The organism is Gaoshiqia sediminis (assembly GCF_025907915.1).
In the GTDB taxonomy this organism is placed as follows: Bacteria; Bacteroidota; Bacteroidia; order Bacteroidales; family Prolixibacteraceae; genus Gaoshiqia; species Gaoshiqia sediminis.
This window is the reverse complement of record NZ_JAPAAF010000016.1, coordinates 26,767-48,371: the sequence shown is the minus strand read 5'-3', so window position 1 is coordinate 48,371 and position 21,605 is coordinate 26,767. Positions and strand designations below refer to the sequence as shown.

The window sequence follows — 21,605 nt, the reverse complement described above, 5'->3', positions numbered from 1 at the left end:
AAAAATATCAGATCTGATTTAAACGGAACGGATTGTACGAAACGTCCTCATCAAACGTATCCACGCCTTCAATTTCCTTTACCTTTTTCACCACCAGCATGGTGAATGGAAGGATGATGATCTCGTAAGCCGTTTTCAACAAGGCCTGTGTCACGATCATCCCAAGGATAACCGGCAGCGGGAAAATACCGGCAAAAGCAACGGTGATGAAGATTAGCGAATCGGCGCCCTCGCCGGCCAGGGTGGAAACCACTGCCCTTAACGAAAAACCTTTGCCACGGGTGAGCAGCTTGAATTTGCTCATCACGAAAGCATTCAGGAACGAGCCCACCAGGTAAGCAGTCAAACTGGCAAACACGATACGCACCGAGCTGCCCACAATCATTTGAAAGGCTTCCTCCCCTTCATAAAACGGAGCCGCAGGCATAGCAATAGCCAGCATGAAGAACAGGGCGGCCATTAAATTCACGCCAAAACCGGCCCAGATAATCAGCCGCGCTTTGGCATAGCCCCACACTTCGGCAATCACATCGTTGATGATGTAGGCGACAGGAAAGATCAGCACACCCGCCGGGGCCGACCACGGTCCGATCATGATAATTTTGGATGCTAAAATGTTGGCGATTAGCAGGGAGGCAGCAAAAAGCACTCCCGTCAACAGGAATAATACTGAAACTTGATTTTTCATTTCACTTGTTTTTTACGTGGTTACCAAGCACACGATGTTAATAATGGCGCAAAGATAATATTTTTTTGAGTTTCAAGTTTCGGGTTTAAAGTTTCCAGACGCACAATTGACAACGAACGCCCCATTAACTAATCGTCAACAACCCCATAACCATTCGCAGGCAACGAAAAACCACAAATGATCCACATCACGTTTTCTGCCGAAAAAATGTTACTTTTGTGGCATTAAAACAGATAGAGCATCTCCCGCGAAAGGTAAGCTTCTCTTTTCGAAAATTAGAAATACATCCACTCACAATATGAAGTTTTACGAATTTGATTTACACGATGATATCCTGGATGCCCTACATGATATGGGTTTTGATGAAGCGACCGAGGTCCAGGAAAACACCATCCCTATAATACTCGAAGGCCACGACCTGATTGCCTGTGCCCAGACTGGCACCGGGAAGACTGCTGCATTTATGTTGCCAATCATTGAAAAGGTTTCGGCCATGCCTTCGGGACAAACCCACGCGCTGATTATTGTTCCCACCCGCGAGCTGGCCATCCAGATCGAGCAGCAGGTGCAAGGATTTTCATACTATGCCGGCACCACCTCCATCTCGCTGTATGGCGGCGGCGATGGCAAAGAATGGGAAGTGCAACGCAAAGCGCTGGAAAGCGGCGTGGACATTATCGTCGCCACTCCCGGCAAACTAATTTCCTTTATCGATAACGATATTGCAAAACTGGGACATGTAAGCCACGTGGTTTTGGACGAAGCGGACCGCATGCTCGACATCGGTTTCTACGACGACATCATCCGCATCTTCAGCAACCTGCCTGCCCACCGGCAAACCGTCATGTTCAGCGCCACGATGCCGCCCAAAATCAAAACACTGGCTTCCAAAGTTCTCACCAACCCGAAAGAATTCAGCACGGCCATCAGCAAACCGGCCGAAGGTGTTTTGCAGGCCGCTTATGTGTGCCACGAATCGCAGAAAATTCCGCTCATCCAAAGCCTGATTACCGGGAAAGACGACTGCCAAAGCATCATCATTTTCAGTTCGACCAAAAGGAAAGTAACGCAAATTGTACGCGCCCTGCAAAAAAAGAAGCTCGATGCGCAAGGCATTTCGTCGGACCTGGAACAAAAAGAACGCGAAGAAGTGCTCATGAAATTCCGTGCCCGCCAAACGCGCATCCTGGTGGCCACTGACGTTCTCAGTCGCGGAATCGACATCAAGGACATTAACCTGGTGGTGAATTTCGACGTGCCCGGCGATGCAGAAGATTATGTACACCGTGTTGGACGTACGGCCCGCGCCAATGCCACCGGCATCGCACTCACCTTCATCAATGAAGATGATATGTACAAATTTCAGCAAATTGAAGCGCTGATCGAAAACGAGGTATATAAGGCTCCCCTCCCCGCTGAACTTGGCCCCGGCCCTGAATGGAAAGTATCGACCCGAAAAAAAGGCGGCTACAAAAAGAACTTCAATCGCAAACCCAACGGTAACCGAAAAAAAGCCCCGCGGACGTAAAAAATCGATTGCCCCAATATATTTCGCGGGTGCTTTCCGGATGTGCCGGATTTCTTAACTTTGAAATGTCTCATGAAGTCACCCGGAGCATCCATACAAATCAAACAAAAAGCCCGCGAACTGGGCTTTCTGAACTGTGGCATTTCAAAGGCGGATTTTTTGGCCGACGAAAAAAACCGACTGGAAAGCTGGATATCACATGGGATGAACGGCGAAATGGATTACATGACCCGCAACCTCGACAAACGCCTCGACCCGCGATTATTGTTCGACGACGCAAAATCGGTCATCTCGGTACTGCTCAACTACTTCCCTTCTCAAAAACAGGAAGATCCCGATGCTCCGGTGCTCTCGAAATATGCCTACGGCACCGATTATCACTTTGTATTGAAAGACAAGCTGAACGAGTTGCTTTCATTCATCCAAACTGAAATTGCCCCGTGCAACGGACGCGCTTTTGTGGATTCGGCGCCGGTACTCGACAAAGCCTGGGCCGCCAAAGCCGGATTGGGGTGGATCGGCAAAAATACCAACCTCATTTCGGTGGAACACGGTAGTTTCTTCTTTATCGGCGAACTGATCGTTGATCTGGAACTGGAACCCGACGACAAAATCGTTCGCAACCATTGCGGTAACTGCACCCGCTGCATCGATGCCTGCCCCACTAAAGCCATTGTCGCCCCCTATGTGGTCGATGCCCGGCGCTGCATCTCGTACCAAACCATCGAGCTGAAAGGCGAACTGGATGAAAACCTAAAAGGAAAATTTGATAACCGGGTGTTTGGCTGTGACATTTGCCAGGATGTTTGTCCCTGGAACCTGAAGTCGGAACCGCACCACGAGCCAGCATTTGAGTCTCACCCTAAATTGTTAAAGCTTTCGCACCGGGAATGGCAGGAAATGAATCAGCCGCTCTTTAATGAACTCTTCCGCAAATCAGCCGTTAAACGAACCAAATACAGCGGCTTAAAACGGAATTTGCAGTTTTTGTACAACACAAACGAAACAAAGGACTATGCATCTGCCGATCAACAATTACCGGAGGAATAAAACCAGATCATAAAAATACATGCAACCCAAACGCTTTCAATACAAAACCAATTTATTTTCAATGAAACGCGGCACGAACGGAGTTTGGGCTGGATTTCCGTTTGATGTGCGCACTGAATTTGGCACAGGTGGTCCTGTACGAATCCAATGCTGGTTTAATGGAGCAAAAAAGACATGCAGCCTTGTACCTATCGGAAACGGCGAACACGCCATCTCTATCCGAAAAGAAATACGGGAAGCAATTGGTAAAGAAGAAGGTGATGAGGTAGAGGTTGTAGTGGAGCAAGATCTTTCTCCGCGAGAATTAGTCATCCCCGACGATTTTCAATGGCTACTGAACGAAGACCCGGAATTGAACAAGCGCTTCGATCGGCTTTCTTTCTCCAATAAAAGCGCCATTATCAACTACATCAATGAAGCGAAACGGCCCGAAACCCGTGCAAAACGAATCCATCTTTTCATTCAGCGTATCCTGGCCGGCTTTTTTCCGGGACAAAAATTGTGAGTGGCTTAAAAATTTTAACCAACAGATTTGAAAATATATTACATTTGCCCGTACAAAATCAACGCGGGAGTAGCTCAGGGGTAGAGCATCAGCTTCCCAAGCTGAGGGTCGTGGGTTCGAATCCCATTTCCCGCTCACTGAAAGCCAGTAGTCATACAATTAGTTGACTGCTGGTTTTTGCTTTTATGATACTTGAACCTATTGGTAGCTCAGCCCAAACCCAAACGGGAAAAGCGGTTTTTCTGAATCATACGGAACATCTTCTTTTTGTCGCAAAACGGCATCCATCGATGAGGGAATTTCGAAAGGCAACCTGGCCCCGGGGTTAAACTCACCGAAAACAACATCCAGTACGGCATCATCCTCAGCGCCAAAATCCACCAGCAAGCCTTTGCTAAGCGCCTTTATTTCGGGAATAACAGCCGGGCGATCCATATACATACACACCACTGTTGGTTTCTGCGCCATCATATTCACCAAGCGGCTGAGTTCCGGCTCCTGAAAATCGAGATATCCCTGATGAAAGAGGCTTTCCATAAAATCACCCGACCGAGGCTCAAATGGGGTTTGCAGGCGAAATAAAGCCACATCGGCTTCCTGCAAGCGGTCCACCACCGTGGCATACCGTGCCAATTCAACCTTATCCAAATTTTCAGCGTAGACTTTTATACCCTTTGATAAAGGTAAAAAGAACTGTCCGTTCTGTTGTTGCTGGTTTTTCAGCAATACGATGGATTTTCGTTGGGCCAGCTTTCCTGTGGCTTCAAACTCCTTGTTATTGACAATCCTGACGGCTTCATCCGGGTCGACAAACGGGTTATCAAACAAACCCAGTTTAAATTTAAGTCGAAGCAACCTGCGCGCCGATTCATTGATCCGGCTTTCAGAAATATCTCCCCGGCGCAACAATCTTAGCAACTGTGCCGTGTTTGTATTGCCTCCAAACTGGTCGATCCCAGCTTCAAGCGCTTTCCGGATCCGCTCTTCCACCGGGAGCTTTTCCAAGCCCCAGTTTTTTGCGCCCATAACTTCATACCCCAGGAATGAAAATCCTTCAATAATCCCCCAGTCGGAGCAAACGACACCATCGTAACCATATTTTTCACGAAGAAGTTCTGTTATAATTTTCCGGTTGAAGCCCATGCCCACGTTCTCGCTGGTCTGATCATGTGCAATGCCGTAATAGGGCATCATCATGGCGGTGTTTGCTTTCATGGCCGCTTCAAACGGGATTAAATGATAATTGAAATTATTGCCGGGATAGCTTTGGTTCTTGCCATAACTGAAGTGCGCATCTTCACCGTTTTCCTGTGGTCCTGCTCCTGGCCAGTGTTTGGTCATACATGCCACACTGCCTGAATCAAGCTTATCGCCCTGAAAACCGTAAATATACGCAGCAACCATTTTTGCCGCGAGGTGGGCATCTTCGCCAAACGTACCGTTAATTCGCGCCCAGCGAGGTTCGGTTGCCAAATCGGCCATGGGGTGCAAGGCCGTATGGATGCCCACTGCCCGGTATTCTTGCCGGGCAATACGGCCAAAATCAACCACCAACGCGGAATCGCCGGCAGCCGCCAAGCCTATCGGCTCGGGCCATTTCGACCAGTTTCCGCCCAACATGCCGGCACCGATAAAATTCGTCAGTCCATGCCGCGGATCGGTACTAATCGTCACCGGGATGCCCAATCGGGTCTGCTCGGCCAGCTTTTGAAGTTGGTTCGACCAGTTGGCCAATTCCCGTGTGCCCGGCACCGTAAACAAATTAAAATGCGTAATCCGCTTATTGATCAGCAATGCAAAGGTTGATGACGGGCTCATCATTCCGGGTTTTCCTTGTAGGCCTCCCCCCGGCTCAATGCCGATGGGCGGATGCCACATCAACCCTACTTTTTCGTCGATTGTCATTTGCGAAAGCAGATCTTCCACGCGGATATCAACCGGCTGTCTGAAATCTTCGTATGGATCGAGTTTCCCGTTCTTGTTGAGATCGCGAAACTCAAAACCGTCATCAACCACCAGCAGTGTTTCCCGAAGCTGCTTTTTTGCCTTATTATTTAATGTCCGGTAGTATGCATTAAAAACAAAAACAGCAATCAGGATCAACGCAAACACTACTATTAAAAAGTAAAACAGGGAGTGGAAGATATTTTTCATGGCAGAAACAGTTGTGGTTTCATTCAACCCAAAAGATAGACTGAATTTGTTGCTTCGGGAAATTATCAGGACTGTTTTACAGAACAAGCCGCAAATTTTATGTTTGTGTGAAGCTGTTATAAATTATTTATGAAATGATTTGATTTTCGGGTGAAAGCTGCAAGCAATTCTTTATCTTTAAAAGAAAAGCTTTGCTCAATGGAACTACCAAAACTTATACAGAACGATGCCTGGCTCGAACCTTACGCATCTATCATCCTATCAAGACATAACGCAGCCCGGCAAAAAGAAGCCGAGCTTACCCAAGGAAGAACACTGAAAGATTTTTCCTGCGGTCATCTCTGGTTTGGCCTGCATAAAACCGATGATGGCTGGGTAATCCGCGACTGGGCGCCCAATGCAACGGCCATTTATTTGATTGGCGATTTCAACCAATGGAAAGAAGAAGAAACGTACCGGCTCAAGGCCATTAACAATGGGAACTGGGAATTATACCTGCATGAAAATCAATTGAAACATGGCGATTTATATGCCTTTTCGATGCACTGGCCGGGTGGGAACGGGAAACGGATCCCTGCCTGGGCAAACAGTGTAACCCAGGACGAGAAAACACTGATTTTCAATGCACAGGTTTGGAACCCCGAAAAAAAGCATCAGTGGCAACATCCTGAATTTAACCGGGGAACGGAAGCCCCCCTCATTTACGAAAGCCATATTGGCATGGCCGGCGAGGAAGAACGGGTACACACCTACAACGAGTTTCGCGAAAACATTCTTCCGCGAATTAAAGAAGCTGGATATAACACAGTGCAAATCATGGCCATCCCGGAGCATCCCTATTATGGAAGTTTTGGGTACCATGTGTCCAGCTTTTTCGCCCCTTCGTCACGGTTTGGCACCCCCGACGAACTAAAAGCGCTCATCGATGCGGCACACGGCATGGGATTGGCCGTCATCATCGACCTTGTACATTCACACGCCGTGAAAAATGAATTGGAAGGCTTGGGCAAGTACGATGGTACACGCTACCAGTTTTTTCATGATGGCGGACGCGGCGAACATCCGGCATGGGATTCGTACTGTTTCAATTACGGCAAAAATGAAGTACTGCATTTCTTGCTGTCCAATATCCGTTACTGGCTCGAAGAATTTAAGTTCGACGGCTACCGTTTCGACGGCGTCACCAGCATGCTTTATCTGGATCATGGACTGGGAAAGGCATTTACCAGCTACAGTGATTATTTCAACCCGAATGTGGACGACGAGGCTGTCAGCTATTTCTACCTGGCCAATAAACTTATACACGAAATAAACCCGAACGCGCTCTCCATTGCCGAAGAAATGAGTGGCATGCCCGGGCTGGCTACCAGCATGGACGATGGAGGGTTGGGTTTCGACTACCGAATGGCCATGGGCGTTCCTGATTTCTGGATCAAACTGATCAAAGAAGTGGCCGACGAAAATTGGGACATGGGACAAATATTTTACGAACTGACCTCCAAACGGCTGGATGAAAAGGTGGTTAGCTATGCCGAATCGCACGACCAGGCCCTGGTAGGCGATAAAACCATCATCTTCAGGCTGATCGACAAGGAAATGTATTTCAGCATGCGCAAGGACCAGCCAAACCTGACTGTTGACCGGGGAATCGCCCTCCATAAAATGATCCGGTTGGCAACAGCCAGCAGTGCCGGCGGGGCTTACCTTAACTTTATGGGCAACGAATTCGGACATCCCGAATGGATTGATTTTCCGCGATTGGGAAATAACTGGTCCTACAAACACGCACGGCGCTTGTGGAGCATTGCCGACAACCCAGACTTGAGGTACCATTGGCTGTCTGACTTCGACCGCACGATGATGCAGTGGATCCGCGATGCGCAGCTGTTGGAAATCCCGGAAGTATATCACCGGTTCGACAACAAACCCGATCAGATACTGGCGTTTCAACGCGGTGATTACCTCATTGTTTTCAACTTCAATCCCACCCGATCGTTCACCGGTTATGGCATTCCGCTGGAGCCATCAAAATACAAAGTGCTGTTTGATACCGACGAAAGCCGCTTTGGAGGGCATGACAGGATTGACCGGAGAATGACCTATTACACCCGCCCATCTGCCGGACTTAGCAGCCAGCATTACCTAAACCTGTACCTTCCGGCACGCACCGGCATGGTCTTAAAAAAGGAACCTTTCAAACGAATTCGATAATGGATCGATACTTTACAAAAGTTGAAATACCCGATATTGGTTGGCGCATCGGCTACCAGGACAAACTGATGCTGATAGGTTCGTGCTTTGCCGAAAACATCGGCGAAAAACTTCAACGCCTGAAATTTCAGGTTGACCTGAACCCCTTTGGCATCCTATACAACCCGATGTCGGTATGTAAAAGTATCCGCCGTCTTATATCAGGGCAAGTTTATCAGAAAGAAGATCTTTTTGAACTGAATGGAATTTGGGGGAGCTTTGCACATCACGGGCAATTTTCCTCCCAATCACCCACCGAAACGCTGGAGAATATCAACCACCAACTACAAACATCCCATCAATTTCTGAAAGAGGCCCACTACCTGATTATCACCTTTGGCACAGCCTGGGTTTACGAGTTGAAAGAAACAGGCGAGGTGGTTTCGAACTGTCACAAGTTTCCGGCTGACAATTTTAAACGGTTTCGTCTCTCTCCGGGTGAAATTGTTGACGAATTCAGAGATTTACTTTCAGAACTCTGGAAATTTAACAGTCATTTAAGAATTCTGTTTTCAGTCAGCCCCATTCGTCACTGGAAAGATGGGGCAACAGGAAATCAACTAAGTAAAGCAACCCTTTTGTTGGCGATTGACCGACTGATTTGCGGTTTCGGAAAGGAGCGATGTGCCTATTGCCCTTCCTACGAAATTGTGATGGACGAATTGCGCGACTACCGCTTCTATGCGCCGGATTTACTACACATCAGTCCGGTAGCCGTTGATCATATTTGGGACAGGTTCAGCCAGTTAATGATCGACAAACCCAGCTTAAAATTGACCAATTATATTATGAAAATAATTAGGGCTTCCGAGCATAAAGTATTCCATCCAAACTCGGATGAACACATAAAGTTTCTGTTATATAACCTAAATGAAATCGAGAAATTAACAATTAATTTCCCTTATCTTAACTTTGAAAATGAAAAAAGACACTTCGAAGAGGAACTGCGAGGAAGCCAATAAGTTCAGCCAAACAAAATGAATATAGTTTCATTATTTTTGCTGACAAATATCATCTAAACCAATCCTAAGCTTTTCTTCCCGAAGTTGATTTTAGGCCTAAAGTCTGAACGGTATGAGCTATTTAAAATTTGACAAAAGTAGTTTGGTTAACCTGGAGTATTCCCTCTCACGCGAGGTCCTCCGGTCGAACAGGGCTGGTTCTTATATGAGTACCACCCTTGCGGGCTGTAATACCCGTAAGTATCACGGGCTTCTTGTTTGCCCTGTCCCCCAGCTGGGCGGAGGCAAACACGTGCTGGTTTCCTCACTGGATGAAACCGTCATTCAGCATGGCGCCGAATTCAACCTGGGCATCCATCAATACGAAGGGGACCACTATGAACCGAAGGGGCATAAATACATCCGCGATTACGAAATGGAAACGGTTCCCAAAACTACCTGGCGGGTGGGAGGTGTCATTCTGACCAAGGAGAGGTTGCTGGTAGAAAACGAAGAGCAGGCACTTGTACGCTACACGCTGGAAGATGCCCATTCGCCAACCACCTTGCGATTTAAACCATTTTTGGCGTTCCGCAGTATACACGAGCTGAGCAAGGCCAACATGTACGCCAACACGAAATTCACCCCGGTTCCCAATGGAATAAAAATGCAACTGTATGAAGGATATCCGGTCCTGCACATGCAATTTTCCAAGGAAGCTGAATTTATTCCGGCACCGGACTGGTACAAAAAGATTGAATACTCAAAAGAACAAGAACGTGGCTATGACTACCGGGAAGATCTGTTTGTGCCCGGTTATTTTGAGGTAGCTATAAAGAAAGGGGAAAGCATTGTTTTTTCGGCTTCAACGTTTGAAGTAAAAACTGCGTCATTAAAGACAAAATTCACCAGGGAACAGAATAAGCGGACCCCACGTAGCTCGTTCCTGAATTGTTTGGCCAACTCGGCCCAGCAATTTATCATGCGCCACGGAAACCAAACCGACATCATTGCCGGATTTCCCTGGTACAACGGAAACACCCGGCAAACCTTCGTCGCACTGCCCGGCCTAACACTGGCTCTGGACGATAAGCAAACATTTGAGGATGTTTTGGATACCCAACTAACCCGACTTAAAGATGGCCTTTTCACGAAAATGGGGAATACCCCGGGCAGTGGGTACGATTCGATGGATGCCCCCTTGTGGTTTTTTTGGGCACTGCAACAATTGGCTTGTAAGCACAACTTATGTGATCAAATCTGGGAGAAATACAGCCCGGCAATGAAACAGATATTGGCGGCCTACAAAAACGGCACTGCCTACAATATAAAAATGATGGAAAACGGATTAATCCGTTCGGATGCCGAAAATGTGGCCCTTACCTGGATGGATTCGTATATCGACGGTAAGCCTGTGGTCAAACGCGATGGCATGCCAGTAGAAACAAATGCCCTTTGGTACAATGCCGTTTGCTTTGCCCTGGAACTGGCCTATACCCAGAACGACAAGTCATTCATTGCAGAATGGGAACCATGGCCTTCGATCATTGCCAAATCTTTCATTCAAACCTTTTGGTGCGAAGAACGTGGCTACCTGGCCGATTGTGTGAAAGACGGACAACGGGACCTTACCGTTCGGCCAAACATGGTAATAGCAGCTGCCCTGGATTATACCCCTCTCGACCGGGAAAAGCAAAAATCCATTCTGAGCATGGCAAAAAAACAGCTGCTCACCCCCCGTGGGTTACGGTCGCTTACTCCCGACAGCCCACATTACGAAGGGCTGTGCGATGGCAGTGTGGCTGCACGTGAAAAAGCCGTCCACCAGGGAACCGTTTGGCCCTGGCTGATCCAGTTTTATGTTGAAGGGTACCTGAAGATACATCAACGAGGAGGATTGCCCCACCTCCGCCAGATTGTTGAGGGTTTTGAACGCGATATGACGGAACATTGTATTGGCACCATCGCCGAAATGTACAACGGGAATCCGCCACACAACGCAAAGGGAGCCATCTCGCAAGCATGGAGCGTAGCTGCTGTGATCAGGGCATTTAAATTACTGGTCAAGTTTGAAGCATAAACACTAATAAAAGAGCGGTATATGAAAGTTTTGATGTTTGGTTGGGAATTTCCTCCTCACATATCCGGCGGGCTGGGGACAGCCTGCTACGGATTAACGAAAGGATTGGCAGAGTTTAACGATGTTGAAGTTATTTTTGTGGTCCCCAAAGCCTACGGGGACGAAGATCAATCAAGCATGCAGCTGATCGGGGCAAATGACGTCCCCATAACCAGAAAAACTGTTCAGTTTGCCGATTTGCAGAAAAAGATTGAATACTATGAAGTGGAATCGGGCATGATTCCCTATGTTGACCCCGAGGAATTCTGGAAGCTAAGCAGTAAAAAATATTCGGAAAAGACCCGGTTCATCGAAACAGACGAAGAAGGGAAATTGGAATTCTCGGGGAAATATGACCAGAATTTGTTGCACGAAATCTATAAATATTCGCTGGTAGCCGAAGTGATTGCCCGCGACAATGATTTCGACATTATCCACGCCCACGACTGGCTAGCTTATCCGGCCGGTATTGCCGCTAAAGAAATTTCCGGTAAACCCCTGGTCATACACGTTCATGCTACCGATTTCGACCGAAGTGGAGGGAGTGTCAACCCGCAGGTTTACGAAATCGAAAAACGGGGAATGGATGCTGCTGACCAAATTATTACCGTGAGCAACCTGACCCGCAAAATTGTCATTGAACGATACGGAATTGACCCGGAAAAGGTCACCACCGTTTACAACGCTGTTGAACCGCTCAGCCAGGAAGAAAAAATCAGGCTAAAAAAAGGTGTAAACGAAAAGATTGTGACTTTTCTTGGGCGCATTACCATGCAAAAAGGCCCGGAATATTTTATCGAGGCAGCCAACCTGGTGCTCAAAAAAATGAACAACGTTCGTTTTGTCATGGCCGGCAGTGGCGATATGATGAACGCCATGGTAAAACGTGCCGCCGCCCTGAAAATCACAGACCGATTTCATTTTACCGGATTCCTGAAGGGGGATGATGTATTCGACATGTTTCGCATGAGCGACGTTTTCGTCATGCCTTCTGTATCTGAACCATTTGGTATTGTGCCGCTGGAAGCCATGCAAACCAATGTGCCTGTCATTATTTCCAACCAATCCGGCGTGTCCGAAATTCTAAAATATGCAGTAAAAATAGATTATTGGGACACCCACGCCATGGCCGATGCCATTTATGGCCTGTTGAATTACCCTTCGATGTGGAACATGTTTATGAAATACGGCAAAGAAGAGGTCGATAACCTGAAATGGAAAAACTCGGCCAAAAATGTCCGCGAAGTTTATGAAAAAGCTATGATTTAACCAGAAAAAACACAAACGATATGAGAGCCATTTGTTTTAATTTCCAGGTACATCAACCTTTCCGATTCCGCAGATACCGTTTCTTTGATATTGGTAACGACCATTACTACTACGACGACTTTTCAAACGAAACCACCCTGCGCAAAGTGGCTGATCATTGCTATTTGCCTGCCAATAACCTTTTGCTTGAATTGATAAAGAAACATAAGGGTAAATTTAAAGTGAGCTTTTCCATAACTGGAACAGCCTTGGATCAGTTCGAACTTTATGCCCCCGAAGTACTTGACTCGTTCCAGGATCTGGCCGAAACCGGGCAGGTAGAGTTCCTGTCCGAAACCTATTCTCACTCGTTGGTGTCGCTGAAATGCAAAGAACTATTTGCTGCGCAGGTAAAAAAACACGACGACCTGATTGAAAGGTATTTTGGCCAACGGCCCAAAGTATTCCGAAATACAGAGATGGTCTATTCTGACGAAATCGGATCCATGGTGGCTGAAATGGGCTTTAAAGCGATGCTAACCGAAGGACCCAAACATATCCTTGGCTGGAAATCGCCCAACTACTTATATTGCAATGCAATAAATCCAAGATTAAAAGTATTGATGCGCAATTTCAGGTTAAGCGACGACCTTTCGTTCCGCTTTTCCAACCAAGCCTGGAACGAATATCCATTGACCCCTACGAAATTCATTAACTGGATGAATGCCAATCCAAAAGATGAAACCATCAACCTTTTTATGGATTATGAAACCTTAGGTGAACGACAACGCGAGTCAACCGGTATTTTCAAATTTCTGGAGGAATTTCCGGCTGCCGTATTTAAACAATCTGATTTGAAATTTGCCACCCCCTCCGAAATAGCAGAGCAATTTCAGCCCATTTCGATGGTCAGCGTTCCTTACCCCATCTCCTGGGCCGATGAAGAACGCGACCTGACTGCCTGGCTGGGAAATGAAATGCAGCAGGAAGCCTTCAATAAGCTGTACGATTTGCATTCACGGATGAACCGCGTAACCGACGAAGAACTGAACAAAGACTGGAACTACCTTCAGGTAAGCGACCATTTCTATTACATGAGCACCAAATTCTTCTCCGACGGAGCAATCCATAATCATGTAAACCCGTATGAAAGTCCCTATGAAGCCTTCATCAATTACATGAACGTGCTCAGCGACTTTGAACTTCGGCTCAATAACTTTGTTCCTGAAAGCAAAGCTGACAAAGATATTGCCGCCCTCACCAAATTACTGGAAGAGAAAGAAGAAAAACTACGTAAATATCAATTGGAAATAAAAAACCTGCAAACGAAAAAAACCACATCCACTAAACGGACTAAAACCGCAACTAAACCTGCAAGGAAAGATTAAGTTAAGCCTAAGTTTATCTTAATTTCAACTGCTGCCATCAAGTTTATGTCGATTTTTTTACTTGATTTACATCTGTTTTAGAAACAGGACCTTGCACTTCATTCCGGACGCGGACTACCTGCTGGCTGTGCAAGAATTAGAATAATATGGTATTGGATAACTAAAAACAATTTGTTGTGGAATTACCGAATTGGAAGAAACTGTTTGTCGAATCAAACATACCCGAAAAACTAGCTCCTCTGAAAGAGTTGAGCAAAAACCTGTGGTGGGTTTGGAACACTGAAGCCCGGGAGCTTTTTCAAAGCATTGATGAGGAAATTTGGGAAGAATGTGCCCATAATCCGGTCGTACTGCTCGAAAAAGTAAGCTACCAGCGCTTTCTCGAACTGGAGGAAGATAAATCATTCATGGCCAGGCTGGATATGGTAACCGGACTGCTAAAGAAATACCTGAAAGATCGTTCAACGCTTCCTGCCCCACAAATCGCCTATTTCAGCATGGAATACGGATTACACGACAGCCTGAAGATATTTTCAGGTGGTTTGGGCATCCTGGCGGGCGATTACCTGAAAGAGGCCAGCGACTCAAAAGTTAACCTGATTGCAGTTGGCTTATTGTACCGCTATGGCTATTTCAAGCAGACTATTTCGATACAGGGTGATCAGATGGCCAACTATGAAGCCGAAGAGTTTTCAAAAATCATGGTGCAACCTGCATTCGACAAGGAAGGAAATTGGGTGGAAGTGGAAGTTGATTTCCCCGGCCGTACTCTTACCGCGCGTGTTTGGGAAGCCAAAATTGGAAGTGTAAGCCTGTATTTGCTGGATGCCGATTATGAAGCCAACCGCGACGAAGATCGATTTGTCACCCACCACTTGTATGGTGGCGACAACGAAAACCGCTTAAAACAGGAAATGCTGCTTGGCCTGGGCGGTATCCGCGCCCTGAAAAAGCTGGGCTACCAGTCCGACATTTACCATTGCAACGAAGGCCATGCTGCGATGATCGGTCTGGAACGTATTAAAGATTTCATGACCGACAAGCAACTTTCCTATGCTGAGGCGAAGGAAGTTGTCCGGGCATCCACGCTATTCACGACACACACCCCAGTCCCTGCGGGCCACGACTCATTCCATCAGGATATGTTCCGCGCCTATATGGAACATTTTACAGGGTGGCTAAACATTGGCTGGGATGAGTTTGTGATGCTGGGGAAAACCAACCCTGCTGAAGATCACTTCAACATGAGCTACCTGGCCGCCAACCTGTCACAGGGAACCAATGGAGTGAGTATGTTGCACGGAGAAGTTTCGAAAGATATCTTAAAACATTTATATGAAGGATTTCTTCCCGAAGAATTGAACATTGGTTACGTAACCAACGGGGTACACTACCCTACCTGGGCAGCCAAGGAATGGAAAGAACTTCACCTGAAATATTTTGGGAAAGATTTTGTGGACAATGAGCTGGATTTTGACCTGTGGGACAAAATTTACAAAGTGCCCGACGAAGAAATCTGGAACCTGAAAAAACAGCTTAAATTAAAGCTGATCGACTACATCAAGCATCGGTTTGCCGATAGCTGGATTAAACGGCACGAAAACCCGAAACTGATTTCGGAGGTAACGAACAAACTCAACCCCAATGCACTGACCATTGGTTTTGCGCGGCGTTTTGCCACCTACAAAAGGGCTCACCTGCTGTTCCGCAACCTGGACCGACTTTCCCGCATCGTAAACAATCCGGAAAAACCGGTCCAATTTATATTTGCAGGAAAAGCCCATCCGGCCGATAAAGCAGGCCAGGATTTAATTAAATATATAGTTGAAATTTCCAAACGTCCTGAATTCCTCGGAAAAATCTTGTTTGTTCAAAATTACGACATGAACCTGGCAAAAATGCTGCTACAGGGTGTTGATATTTGGCTAAACACGCCTACCCGTCCACTGGAAGCCTCAGGCACCAGCGGCGAAAAAGGCGTGATGAACGGGACCATCCACTTCTCGGTACTGGATGGCTGGTGGGTAGAAGGCTACAAGGAGAATGCCGGCTGGGCCCTCCCACTCGAACGTACTTACGACGTGCAAGACTTCCAGGACGAACTGGATGCAGAAACGATCTACAATATCTTCGAAGATGAAATCATTCCGGCTTACTACGATCGGAACGAAAAAGGAATCTCCGAGAAATGGGTTTCTTACGTAAAAAATACAATTGCCCAGGTAGCACCAAACTTCACCACCAGCCGCATGATCCGCGACTATCAGGAACGGTTCTATTACCCTCAGGCCGAACGCACAGCCCGGTTAGTTGCCAATAATTTTGCCCTGGCACGTGAAATGACCATTTGGAAAGCCAAGATATCCAAAGCCTGGGACGCCATCGAAGTAAAAGAAATTCAAATTACCGATGGCCTTACCAATGTACTCCGTATCGGCGAAGAATATCCGGCTAAAGTGGTACTCGATTTAAAAGAATTGTCACCGGAAGAGGTTGGACTGGAAATGGTAATTACCGAAACCAATTCCACCGGCGAACCACTCCTGGTTGAATCACTGGAATTTAAAGTCGATCAGCAGGAAGGCACCCAGTGTACCTACCAGTTGAATTTGCACTTAATGGATCCGGGTGCTTACGGTTATGGATTACGCATATTCCCCAAAAACGAGAATCTGCCCCACCGGCAAGATTTTAAGTTGATGAATTGGATCTAACACAAAGCCTCATAAATTGAAAAGCAGCTCTTTCCGGGCTGCTTTTTTTATTTATGATCACAGATCTACTTTATTTTTCCTGGCAATTTTTGACTCACGCTTAAAACATTACCATTAATAGCGTGTAGTGCCTGCATCCGTTTTTCATCAAATCAAAAACTATTTTTTTCAAATATTTTGCTCCGAAAGCTCCCGGCACACATTTGGGGTCTATCAAAATAAAATTAAATTTGTCGTTCACCATAAGAAAACCGACATGGCTGTTGAAAAAAACCTTGGATCAAAAATCAAGCAAATACGGATATCCAAACAGGTAAGCCCGGAACAACTGGCAGAACGGACCAACTTGGATGTTAAGCTGATCAAAAAAATTGAAGATGAAAAAGTTGTTCCCTCACTGGCTCCCCTCATCAAGATTGCCCGCGCGTTAGGCGTACGGCTGGGTACTTTTTTGGACGACAGCGACCAACTCGGGCCAGCCATTGTTCGTTCAGGCGGTCAGGAAAAAGGTGTCCGTTTCACCTCACAGGGAAGTGAAGCCCGGGAGCACCTGAACTTTTTCTCACTTGCATTCGACAAGGCCGGACGACACATGGAACCTTTCATCGTCGAAATTGAACCCTCTGAACAATCCGACTACATGCTTTCATCGCATGAAGGCGAAGAATTTATTTATGTTCTGGAAGGCCAAATCGAAATCAACTACGGGAAGGATGTCTATTTACTGAACCCCGGAGACAGTATCTACATGGACTCCATCGTTTCGCACAACGTCCATGCGGCCAATAAGCAACCGGCAAAAATACTGGCCGTGGTTTATGCCCCATTTTAACACAACAAGAACCGAAAACCATGCAGTTACTCGATTATACCCTCGGCGGAATCCTGGAAAAATACGCCTTCGAAACGCCCGATCAGGAATTTATGGTTTATCCCGACCGGAACCTACGGTTCACCTACAGTGAATTCAACGAACGGGTAAACAAGCTGGCCAAAGGACTTATGTACATAGGTGTTGGCGAAGGCGACAAGGTAGGCATCTGGGCCAACAATGTACCCGACTGGCTTACCTTTATGTTTGCTTCGGCTAAAATTGGCGCTGTCCTGGTGACTATCAACACGAATTACAAGCTGGCCGAACTGGAGTATTTGGTTAACAATGCCGATCTACATACCTTATGTCTCATTGGCAATTTCCGCGACAGCGATTATGTAAACATGGTTTTCGAACTGGTGCCCGAGCTGAAAAGCCAGCCCCGCGGAAACCTGCGCTCGGCCAAATTTCCGGAACTGAGAAACGTGGTATTCATCGGCCAGGAGAAGCACCGCGGTATGTACAATACAGCCGAGCTGATCTTGCTGGGCTCGCACCTGGATGATCTGGAGCTGGAAGAAGCAAAAAGCAAAGTAAACACCCACGATGTGGTGAACATGCAATATACCTCAGGGACCACCGGATTCCCCAAAGGGGTGATGCTCTCGCACCACAACATCCTGAACAACGGCTTTGCTACCGGCGAATGTTTACGTTACACCGCTGCCGACCGTCTGCTGGTTTGTGTCCCCTTCTTCCATTGTTTTGGCTGTGTGCTAGCCCTTTGCGCCATTATCACTCACGGCGCAACAATGGTCATCACCGAAGATTTCGACCCGCTGATGGTACTGGCCTCCATCGAAAAAGAAAAGTGCACGGCCCTCTACGGTGTGCCCACCATGTTTATCGCCGAACTGAACCACCCGATGTTCGACATGTTCGACCTGTCGAGCCTTCGGACAGGTATTATGGCCGGGGCGCTTTGCCCCATCGAAACCATGAAGCAGGTGATGACCAAAATGCACTGCAAAGACATTATCAGCGTGTATGGCCTTACCGAAACCTCACCCGGCATGACTGCCACCCGGACGCACAACCCGCCTGAGGTACGGGCTACAACCGTTGGTTTTGAATACCCTAACGTGGAAGTGAAAATTTTTGATCCGGAAACCGGCGAAGAATGCCCCGACAATGTGCAGGGAGAAGTGTGTTGCCGCGGCTACAATGTAATGAAGGGCTACTACAAAAACGAAGAAGCGACCCGAAAAGCCATCGATGCTGAGGGTTGGCTCCACTCGGGCGACCTGGGCGTTCGCAACGAAGACGGATTTTACCGCATCACCGGCCGGATCAAGGACATGATCATCCGCGGAGGCGAAAACATCTATCCGCGAGAAATTGAAAACTACCTGTTCCAACTGCCGCAGATTGAAGCAGTGGAAGTGGCCGGCATCCCCAGCCCCAAGTACGGCGAACAGGTGGGCGCCTTTATTAAACTTAAAAAAGGTCAAATCCTCACAGAAGAAGAAGTACAGGAATACTGCCGCGGACAAATTGCCCGCTACAAAATCCCGAAATATGTTTTCTTTGTGGATGGCTTCCCCATGACCGCCAGTGGCAAAATTCAGAAATATAAACTAAAAGACCTCGGCCTTCAACTCCTGAAAGAACAAGGGATTGACGTGATTTGACACCCTAGTCCTTATATAATTCAGATAATACACCCAGACGATACAAATCACAAAAGCCTGACCGCAATGATCAGGCTTTCATATTTTCAATAAATATTTCATTTCCTCAAAAAAACGGATACAACTAAAAGAAACCCAGCTCCAGGCGGGCTTCTTCGCTCATCATCGATTTATCCCAGGGCGGCTCGAAGGTAAGTTCCACCTCGGCATCGGCAACCCCTTCAACCGAGAGGGCAGCCTGCCGGGCATCTTCCACCAGCATATCGGCCACCGGGCACCCCGGCGCAGTAAGTGTCATGATGATGCTGGCCTTGTTGTTTTCGTCCACATCCACATTATAAATAAGGCCCAGATCATAAATATTTACCGGGATTTCCGGATCATACACATCTTTCAGTTTCTCAATAATCAGGTCTATTCTGTTATCCATCTTAGTTCCTCCTTATCCTGCAATTCTGTTGTATGCAACAGCGTAAAGTTTAATTTGTTTAATCATGGCCACCAGTCCGTTAGACCGGGTCGGCGACAAATGTTGTTTCAATCCGATATCATCCACGAAATGCAGATCGCTCTCCATAATTTCCTGCGGTGTATGGCCCGAAACAACGCGTAACAACAAAGCAACCAAACCTTTAACAATAACAGCATCGCTCTCTCCCTGGAAATAAATCTTTCCATCCTTAAATTCGGGGACCAACCACACGCGCGATTGACACCCTTTAATCAGGTGCTGATCATTTTTCAATTTCGGGTCCAGTTCCTTCAGGTCGTTACCCAATTCAATCAGGTAGCTGTATTTATCCATCCAATCTTCAAATGCCGAAAACTCTTCATTTATTTCGGCCTGTACCGTTTCAATCGTCATGTCTTCTCCTTTATAAGGACACAAAGGTCGCAAAATTTTTATGAAAGACTCGTCATTTGCCACCCCGAGATAGCAAAATTTAAGAAAAAGACAATTCCTTTCCTGTGTTTTGAATGATTCTAAATTTATGACCGCCTCCCGTTTTTACCCCCGGTTTCATTATCTTCAAGCAGCGAACAATAAATACCACCTTAAATTTTGAAGATATGTATTCAATAGCAGGATCACAAACCGAGAAAAATTTGCTGAAAGCATTTGCCGGCGAGTCACAAGCGAAAAACCGTTACGAGTTTTTTGCCAAGCAGGCCCGTAAAGAAGGCCTGGAACAAATAGCTGCCCTTTTTGAGGAAACAGCACTAAACGAAAAAGCTCATGCCAAACGTTTCTTCAATTTTCTGGAAGGCGGAATGGTTGAAATTACGGCCAGCTACCCGGCAGGCATGGTAGGCTCCACACTGGAAAACCTGCAAGCCGCGGCAGATGGTGAGAACGAAGAATGGACCGAATTATATCCGGAATTTGCCCGCGTGGCCGAAGAAGAAGGGTTTAAGCAAATTGCCGTGGTTTTTAAAACCATCGCTAAAATTGAGCAACACCACGAGGCCCGTTACCGCAAACTTTATCAAAACCTGGAAGAAGGAAAGGTTTTTGAGCGCGAAGGAAAAGTAACCTGGAAATGCCGCGTGTGCGGGTTCCTCCACGAATCGGCCAAACCACCGAAAAAATGCCCGGCATGCGAACACGAACAGGCCTACTTTGAACTGGAGGCTACAAACTATTAACCACCAGCATAAAATCTTCGGTTAATTCTCTACCCTGAACTTATCCTGATGTTTATCAACAACATCAAAACAGAAGGGATAAGTTCAGGTTAAGTTTTTCTGAATCTTTCCGAAAACTGTATTTCTTTCATAATACTTGCTATTTTTGCAGTCATATTATGGAGCAGATCAACCACTTATTATCCCAACGATTTCCGTTTTTCGAAGACGAACTGCGGGATGAAATTGAGCAATATGGCCAGGTGCAGGAAATCGGCAAAGACGATGAGATCCTGCGTGAAGGCCAGTACATTAAATCGTTCCCGATGGTGCTGGAAGGCAGCCTGCGGGTTATCCGCCATGACGACGAAGGTAACGAATTACTGCTTTATTTCCTGAAACCGGGAGATGTATGCAGCATGGCGCTCACTTGCTGCATGGGTCAGCAACAAAGCAACATTTCGGCCCTGGCCGATGAAAATAGTGTGCTTCTGCGCATCCCGATCGAATGCCTGGACAAATGGATGATGCAATACCCATCCTGGAAAACTTACATGATGTATGCCTACCGAAAACGTTTCGACGAGCTGCTCGAAACCATTGATGCCATTGCCTTTATGGACCTGGATCAGCGTTTGGAACTGTTTCTCCGGTCACGTTTTAAGGCAACCGGCGAAAAAATATTTTCAGGTACCCACCAGGACATTGCCTACCAGCTAAACACGTCGCGCGAAGTGGTTTCACGCCTGCTGAAAAAAATGGAAGAAAAAGGTCTGGTAAAACTCGGACGCGCTGAAATCGACTTTTCAGGACTGATAGCCAGGGAACTTTAATACGGGGGACAACTTCTGCCCAGCCACAAAAAAACCGGAAATTCCGTGGTTGGTTT

General features: G+C 46.9%; 17 protein-coding genes and 1 tRNA gene. 14 read left to right on the top strand and 4 right to left on the bottom strand.

Features of this window, described 5'->3' with window-relative positions; genetic code table 11:
- Positions 1-7 precede the first annotated feature (7 nt).
- The gene (locus N2K84_RS11740; protein WP_282592008.1) at positions 8-688 is read right to left on the bottom strand and encodes a queuosine precursor transporter; all 681 of its coding nucleotides are present in this window, start codon (positions 686-688) and stop codon (positions 8-10) included.
- A gap of 298 nt (positions 689-986) precedes the next feature.
- Between N2K84_RS11740 and N2K84_RS11735 the strand changes: the two genes are divergently transcribed.
- The 4 genes from N2K84_RS11735 to N2K84_RS11720 all read left to right on the top strand — a co-directional run bounded on the left by N2K84_RS11735 (position 987) and on the right by N2K84_RS11720 (position 3,906).
- A complete protein-coding gene (locus N2K84_RS11735; protein WP_282592007.1) occupies positions 987-2,216 on the top strand; it encodes a DEAD/DEAH box helicase in 1,230 nt (409 codons plus the stop codon).
- 72 nt (positions 2,217-2,288) lie between these two features.
- Positions 2,289-3,266 (top strand): tRNA epoxyqueuosine(34) reductase QueG, encoded by a 978-nt coding sequence (gene queG, locus N2K84_RS11730; RefSeq protein WP_282592006.1) that lies wholly within the window; start codon positions 2,289-2,291, stop codon positions 3,264-3,266.
- Positions 3,267-3,327: 61 nt separating this feature from the next.
- A complete protein-coding gene (locus tag N2K84_RS11725) occupies positions 3,328-3,771 on the top strand; it encodes a YdeI/OmpD-associated family protein (protein ID WP_282592005.1) in 444 nt (147 codons plus the stop codon).
- A 63-nt stretch (positions 3,772-3,834) separates the two neighbouring features.
- Positions 3,835-3,906, top strand: a tRNA-Gly gene (locus N2K84_RS11720).
- 63 nt (positions 3,907-3,969) lie between these two features.
- Here N2K84_RS11720 and N2K84_RS11715 read toward each other — a convergent pair.
- Positions 3,970-5,925 (bottom strand): glycoside hydrolase family 3 protein, encoded by a 1,956-nt coding sequence (locus N2K84_RS11715; protein ID WP_282592004.1) that lies wholly within the window; start codon positions 5,923-5,925, stop codon positions 3,970-3,972.
- Between the two features lie 198 nt (positions 5,926-6,123).
- Between N2K84_RS11715 and N2K84_RS11710 the strand changes: the two genes are divergently transcribed.
- The 8 genes from N2K84_RS11710 to N2K84_RS11675 all read left to right on the top strand — a co-directional run bounded on the left by N2K84_RS11710 (position 6,124) and on the right by N2K84_RS11675 (position 19,090).
- Positions 6,124-8,136 (top strand): alpha amylase C-terminal domain-containing protein, encoded by a 2,013-nt coding sequence (locus N2K84_RS11710; protein ID WP_282592003.1) that lies wholly within the window; start codon positions 6,124-6,126, stop codon positions 8,134-8,136.
- On the top strand, positions 8,136-9,137 hold the full coding sequence (locus N2K84_RS11705) for a GSCFA domain-containing protein (protein ID WP_282592002.1): 1,002 nt from the start codon (positions 8,136-8,138) through the stop codon (positions 9,135-9,137). The genes N2K84_RS11710 and N2K84_RS11705 overlap by 1 nt, the downstream gene beginning before the upstream one ends.
- Before the next feature lie 112 nt (positions 9,138-9,249).
- Positions 9,250-11,196, top strand: a complete 1,947-nt coding sequence (locus N2K84_RS11700; protein ID WP_282592001.1) for an amylo-alpha-1,6-glucosidase — start codon at positions 9,250-9,252, stop codon at positions 11,194-11,196.
- A 21-nt stretch (positions 11,197-11,217) separates the two neighbouring features.
- A complete protein-coding gene (locus N2K84_RS11695) occupies positions 11,218-12,504 on the top strand; it encodes a glycosyltransferase family 4 protein (RefSeq protein WP_282592000.1) in 1,287 nt (428 codons plus the stop codon).
- A 20-nt stretch (positions 12,505-12,524) separates the two neighbouring features.
- Positions 12,525-13,871, top strand: coding sequence for a glycoside hydrolase family 57 protein (locus tag N2K84_RS11690; protein ID WP_282591999.1), 1,347 nt, complete (start codon positions 12,525-12,527; stop codon positions 13,869-13,871).
- A gap of 176 nt (positions 13,872-14,047) precedes the next feature.
- On the top strand, positions 14,048-16,585 hold the full coding sequence (gene glgP / locus N2K84_RS11685; protein ID WP_282591998.1) for an alpha-glucan family phosphorylase: 2,538 nt from the start codon (positions 14,048-14,050) through the stop codon (positions 16,583-16,585).
- Between the two features lie 256 nt (positions 16,586-16,841).
- On the top strand, positions 16,842-17,417 hold the full coding sequence (locus tag N2K84_RS11680; RefSeq protein WP_282591997.1) for a helix-turn-helix domain-containing protein: 576 nt from the start codon (positions 16,842-16,844) through the stop codon (positions 17,415-17,417).
- Between the two features lie 20 nt (positions 17,418-17,437).
- Complete coding sequence (locus N2K84_RS11675) at positions 17,438-19,090, top strand: AMP-binding protein (protein WP_282591996.1); 1,653 nt, start codon at positions 17,438-17,440, stop codon at positions 19,088-19,090.
- A 124-nt stretch (positions 19,091-19,214) separates the two neighbouring features.
- Here the strand turns inward: N2K84_RS11675 and N2K84_RS11670 are convergent, their stop codons facing one another.
- Together N2K84_RS11670 and N2K84_RS11665 are read right to left on the bottom strand one after the other, a co-directional pair.
- On the bottom strand, positions 19,215-19,520 hold the full coding sequence (locus N2K84_RS11670) for an iron-sulfur cluster assembly protein (protein ID WP_282591995.1): 306 nt from the start codon (positions 19,518-19,520) through the stop codon (positions 19,215-19,217).
- A gap of 12 nt (positions 19,521-19,532) precedes the next feature.
- On the bottom strand, positions 19,533-19,955 hold the full coding sequence (locus N2K84_RS11665) for a SufE family protein (RefSeq protein WP_282591994.1): 423 nt from the start codon (positions 19,953-19,955) through the stop codon (positions 19,533-19,535).
- A gap of 206 nt (positions 19,956-20,161) precedes the next feature.
- On the opposite strand from N2K84_RS11665, the gene rbr reads away from it, so the two are divergent.
- Together rbr and N2K84_RS11655 are read left to right on the top strand one after the other, a co-directional pair.
- Complete coding sequence (gene rbr, locus N2K84_RS11660) at positions 20,162-20,737, top strand: rubrerythrin (protein WP_282591993.1); 576 nt, start codon at positions 20,162-20,164, stop codon at positions 20,735-20,737.
- A 158-nt stretch (positions 20,738-20,895) separates the two neighbouring features.
- The gene (locus tag N2K84_RS11655) at positions 20,896-21,549 is read left to right on the top strand and encodes a Crp/Fnr family transcriptional regulator (RefSeq protein WP_282591992.1); all 654 of its coding nucleotides are present in this window, start codon (positions 20,896-20,898) and stop codon (positions 21,547-21,549) included.
- Positions 21,550-21,605: the final 56 nt, after the last annotated feature.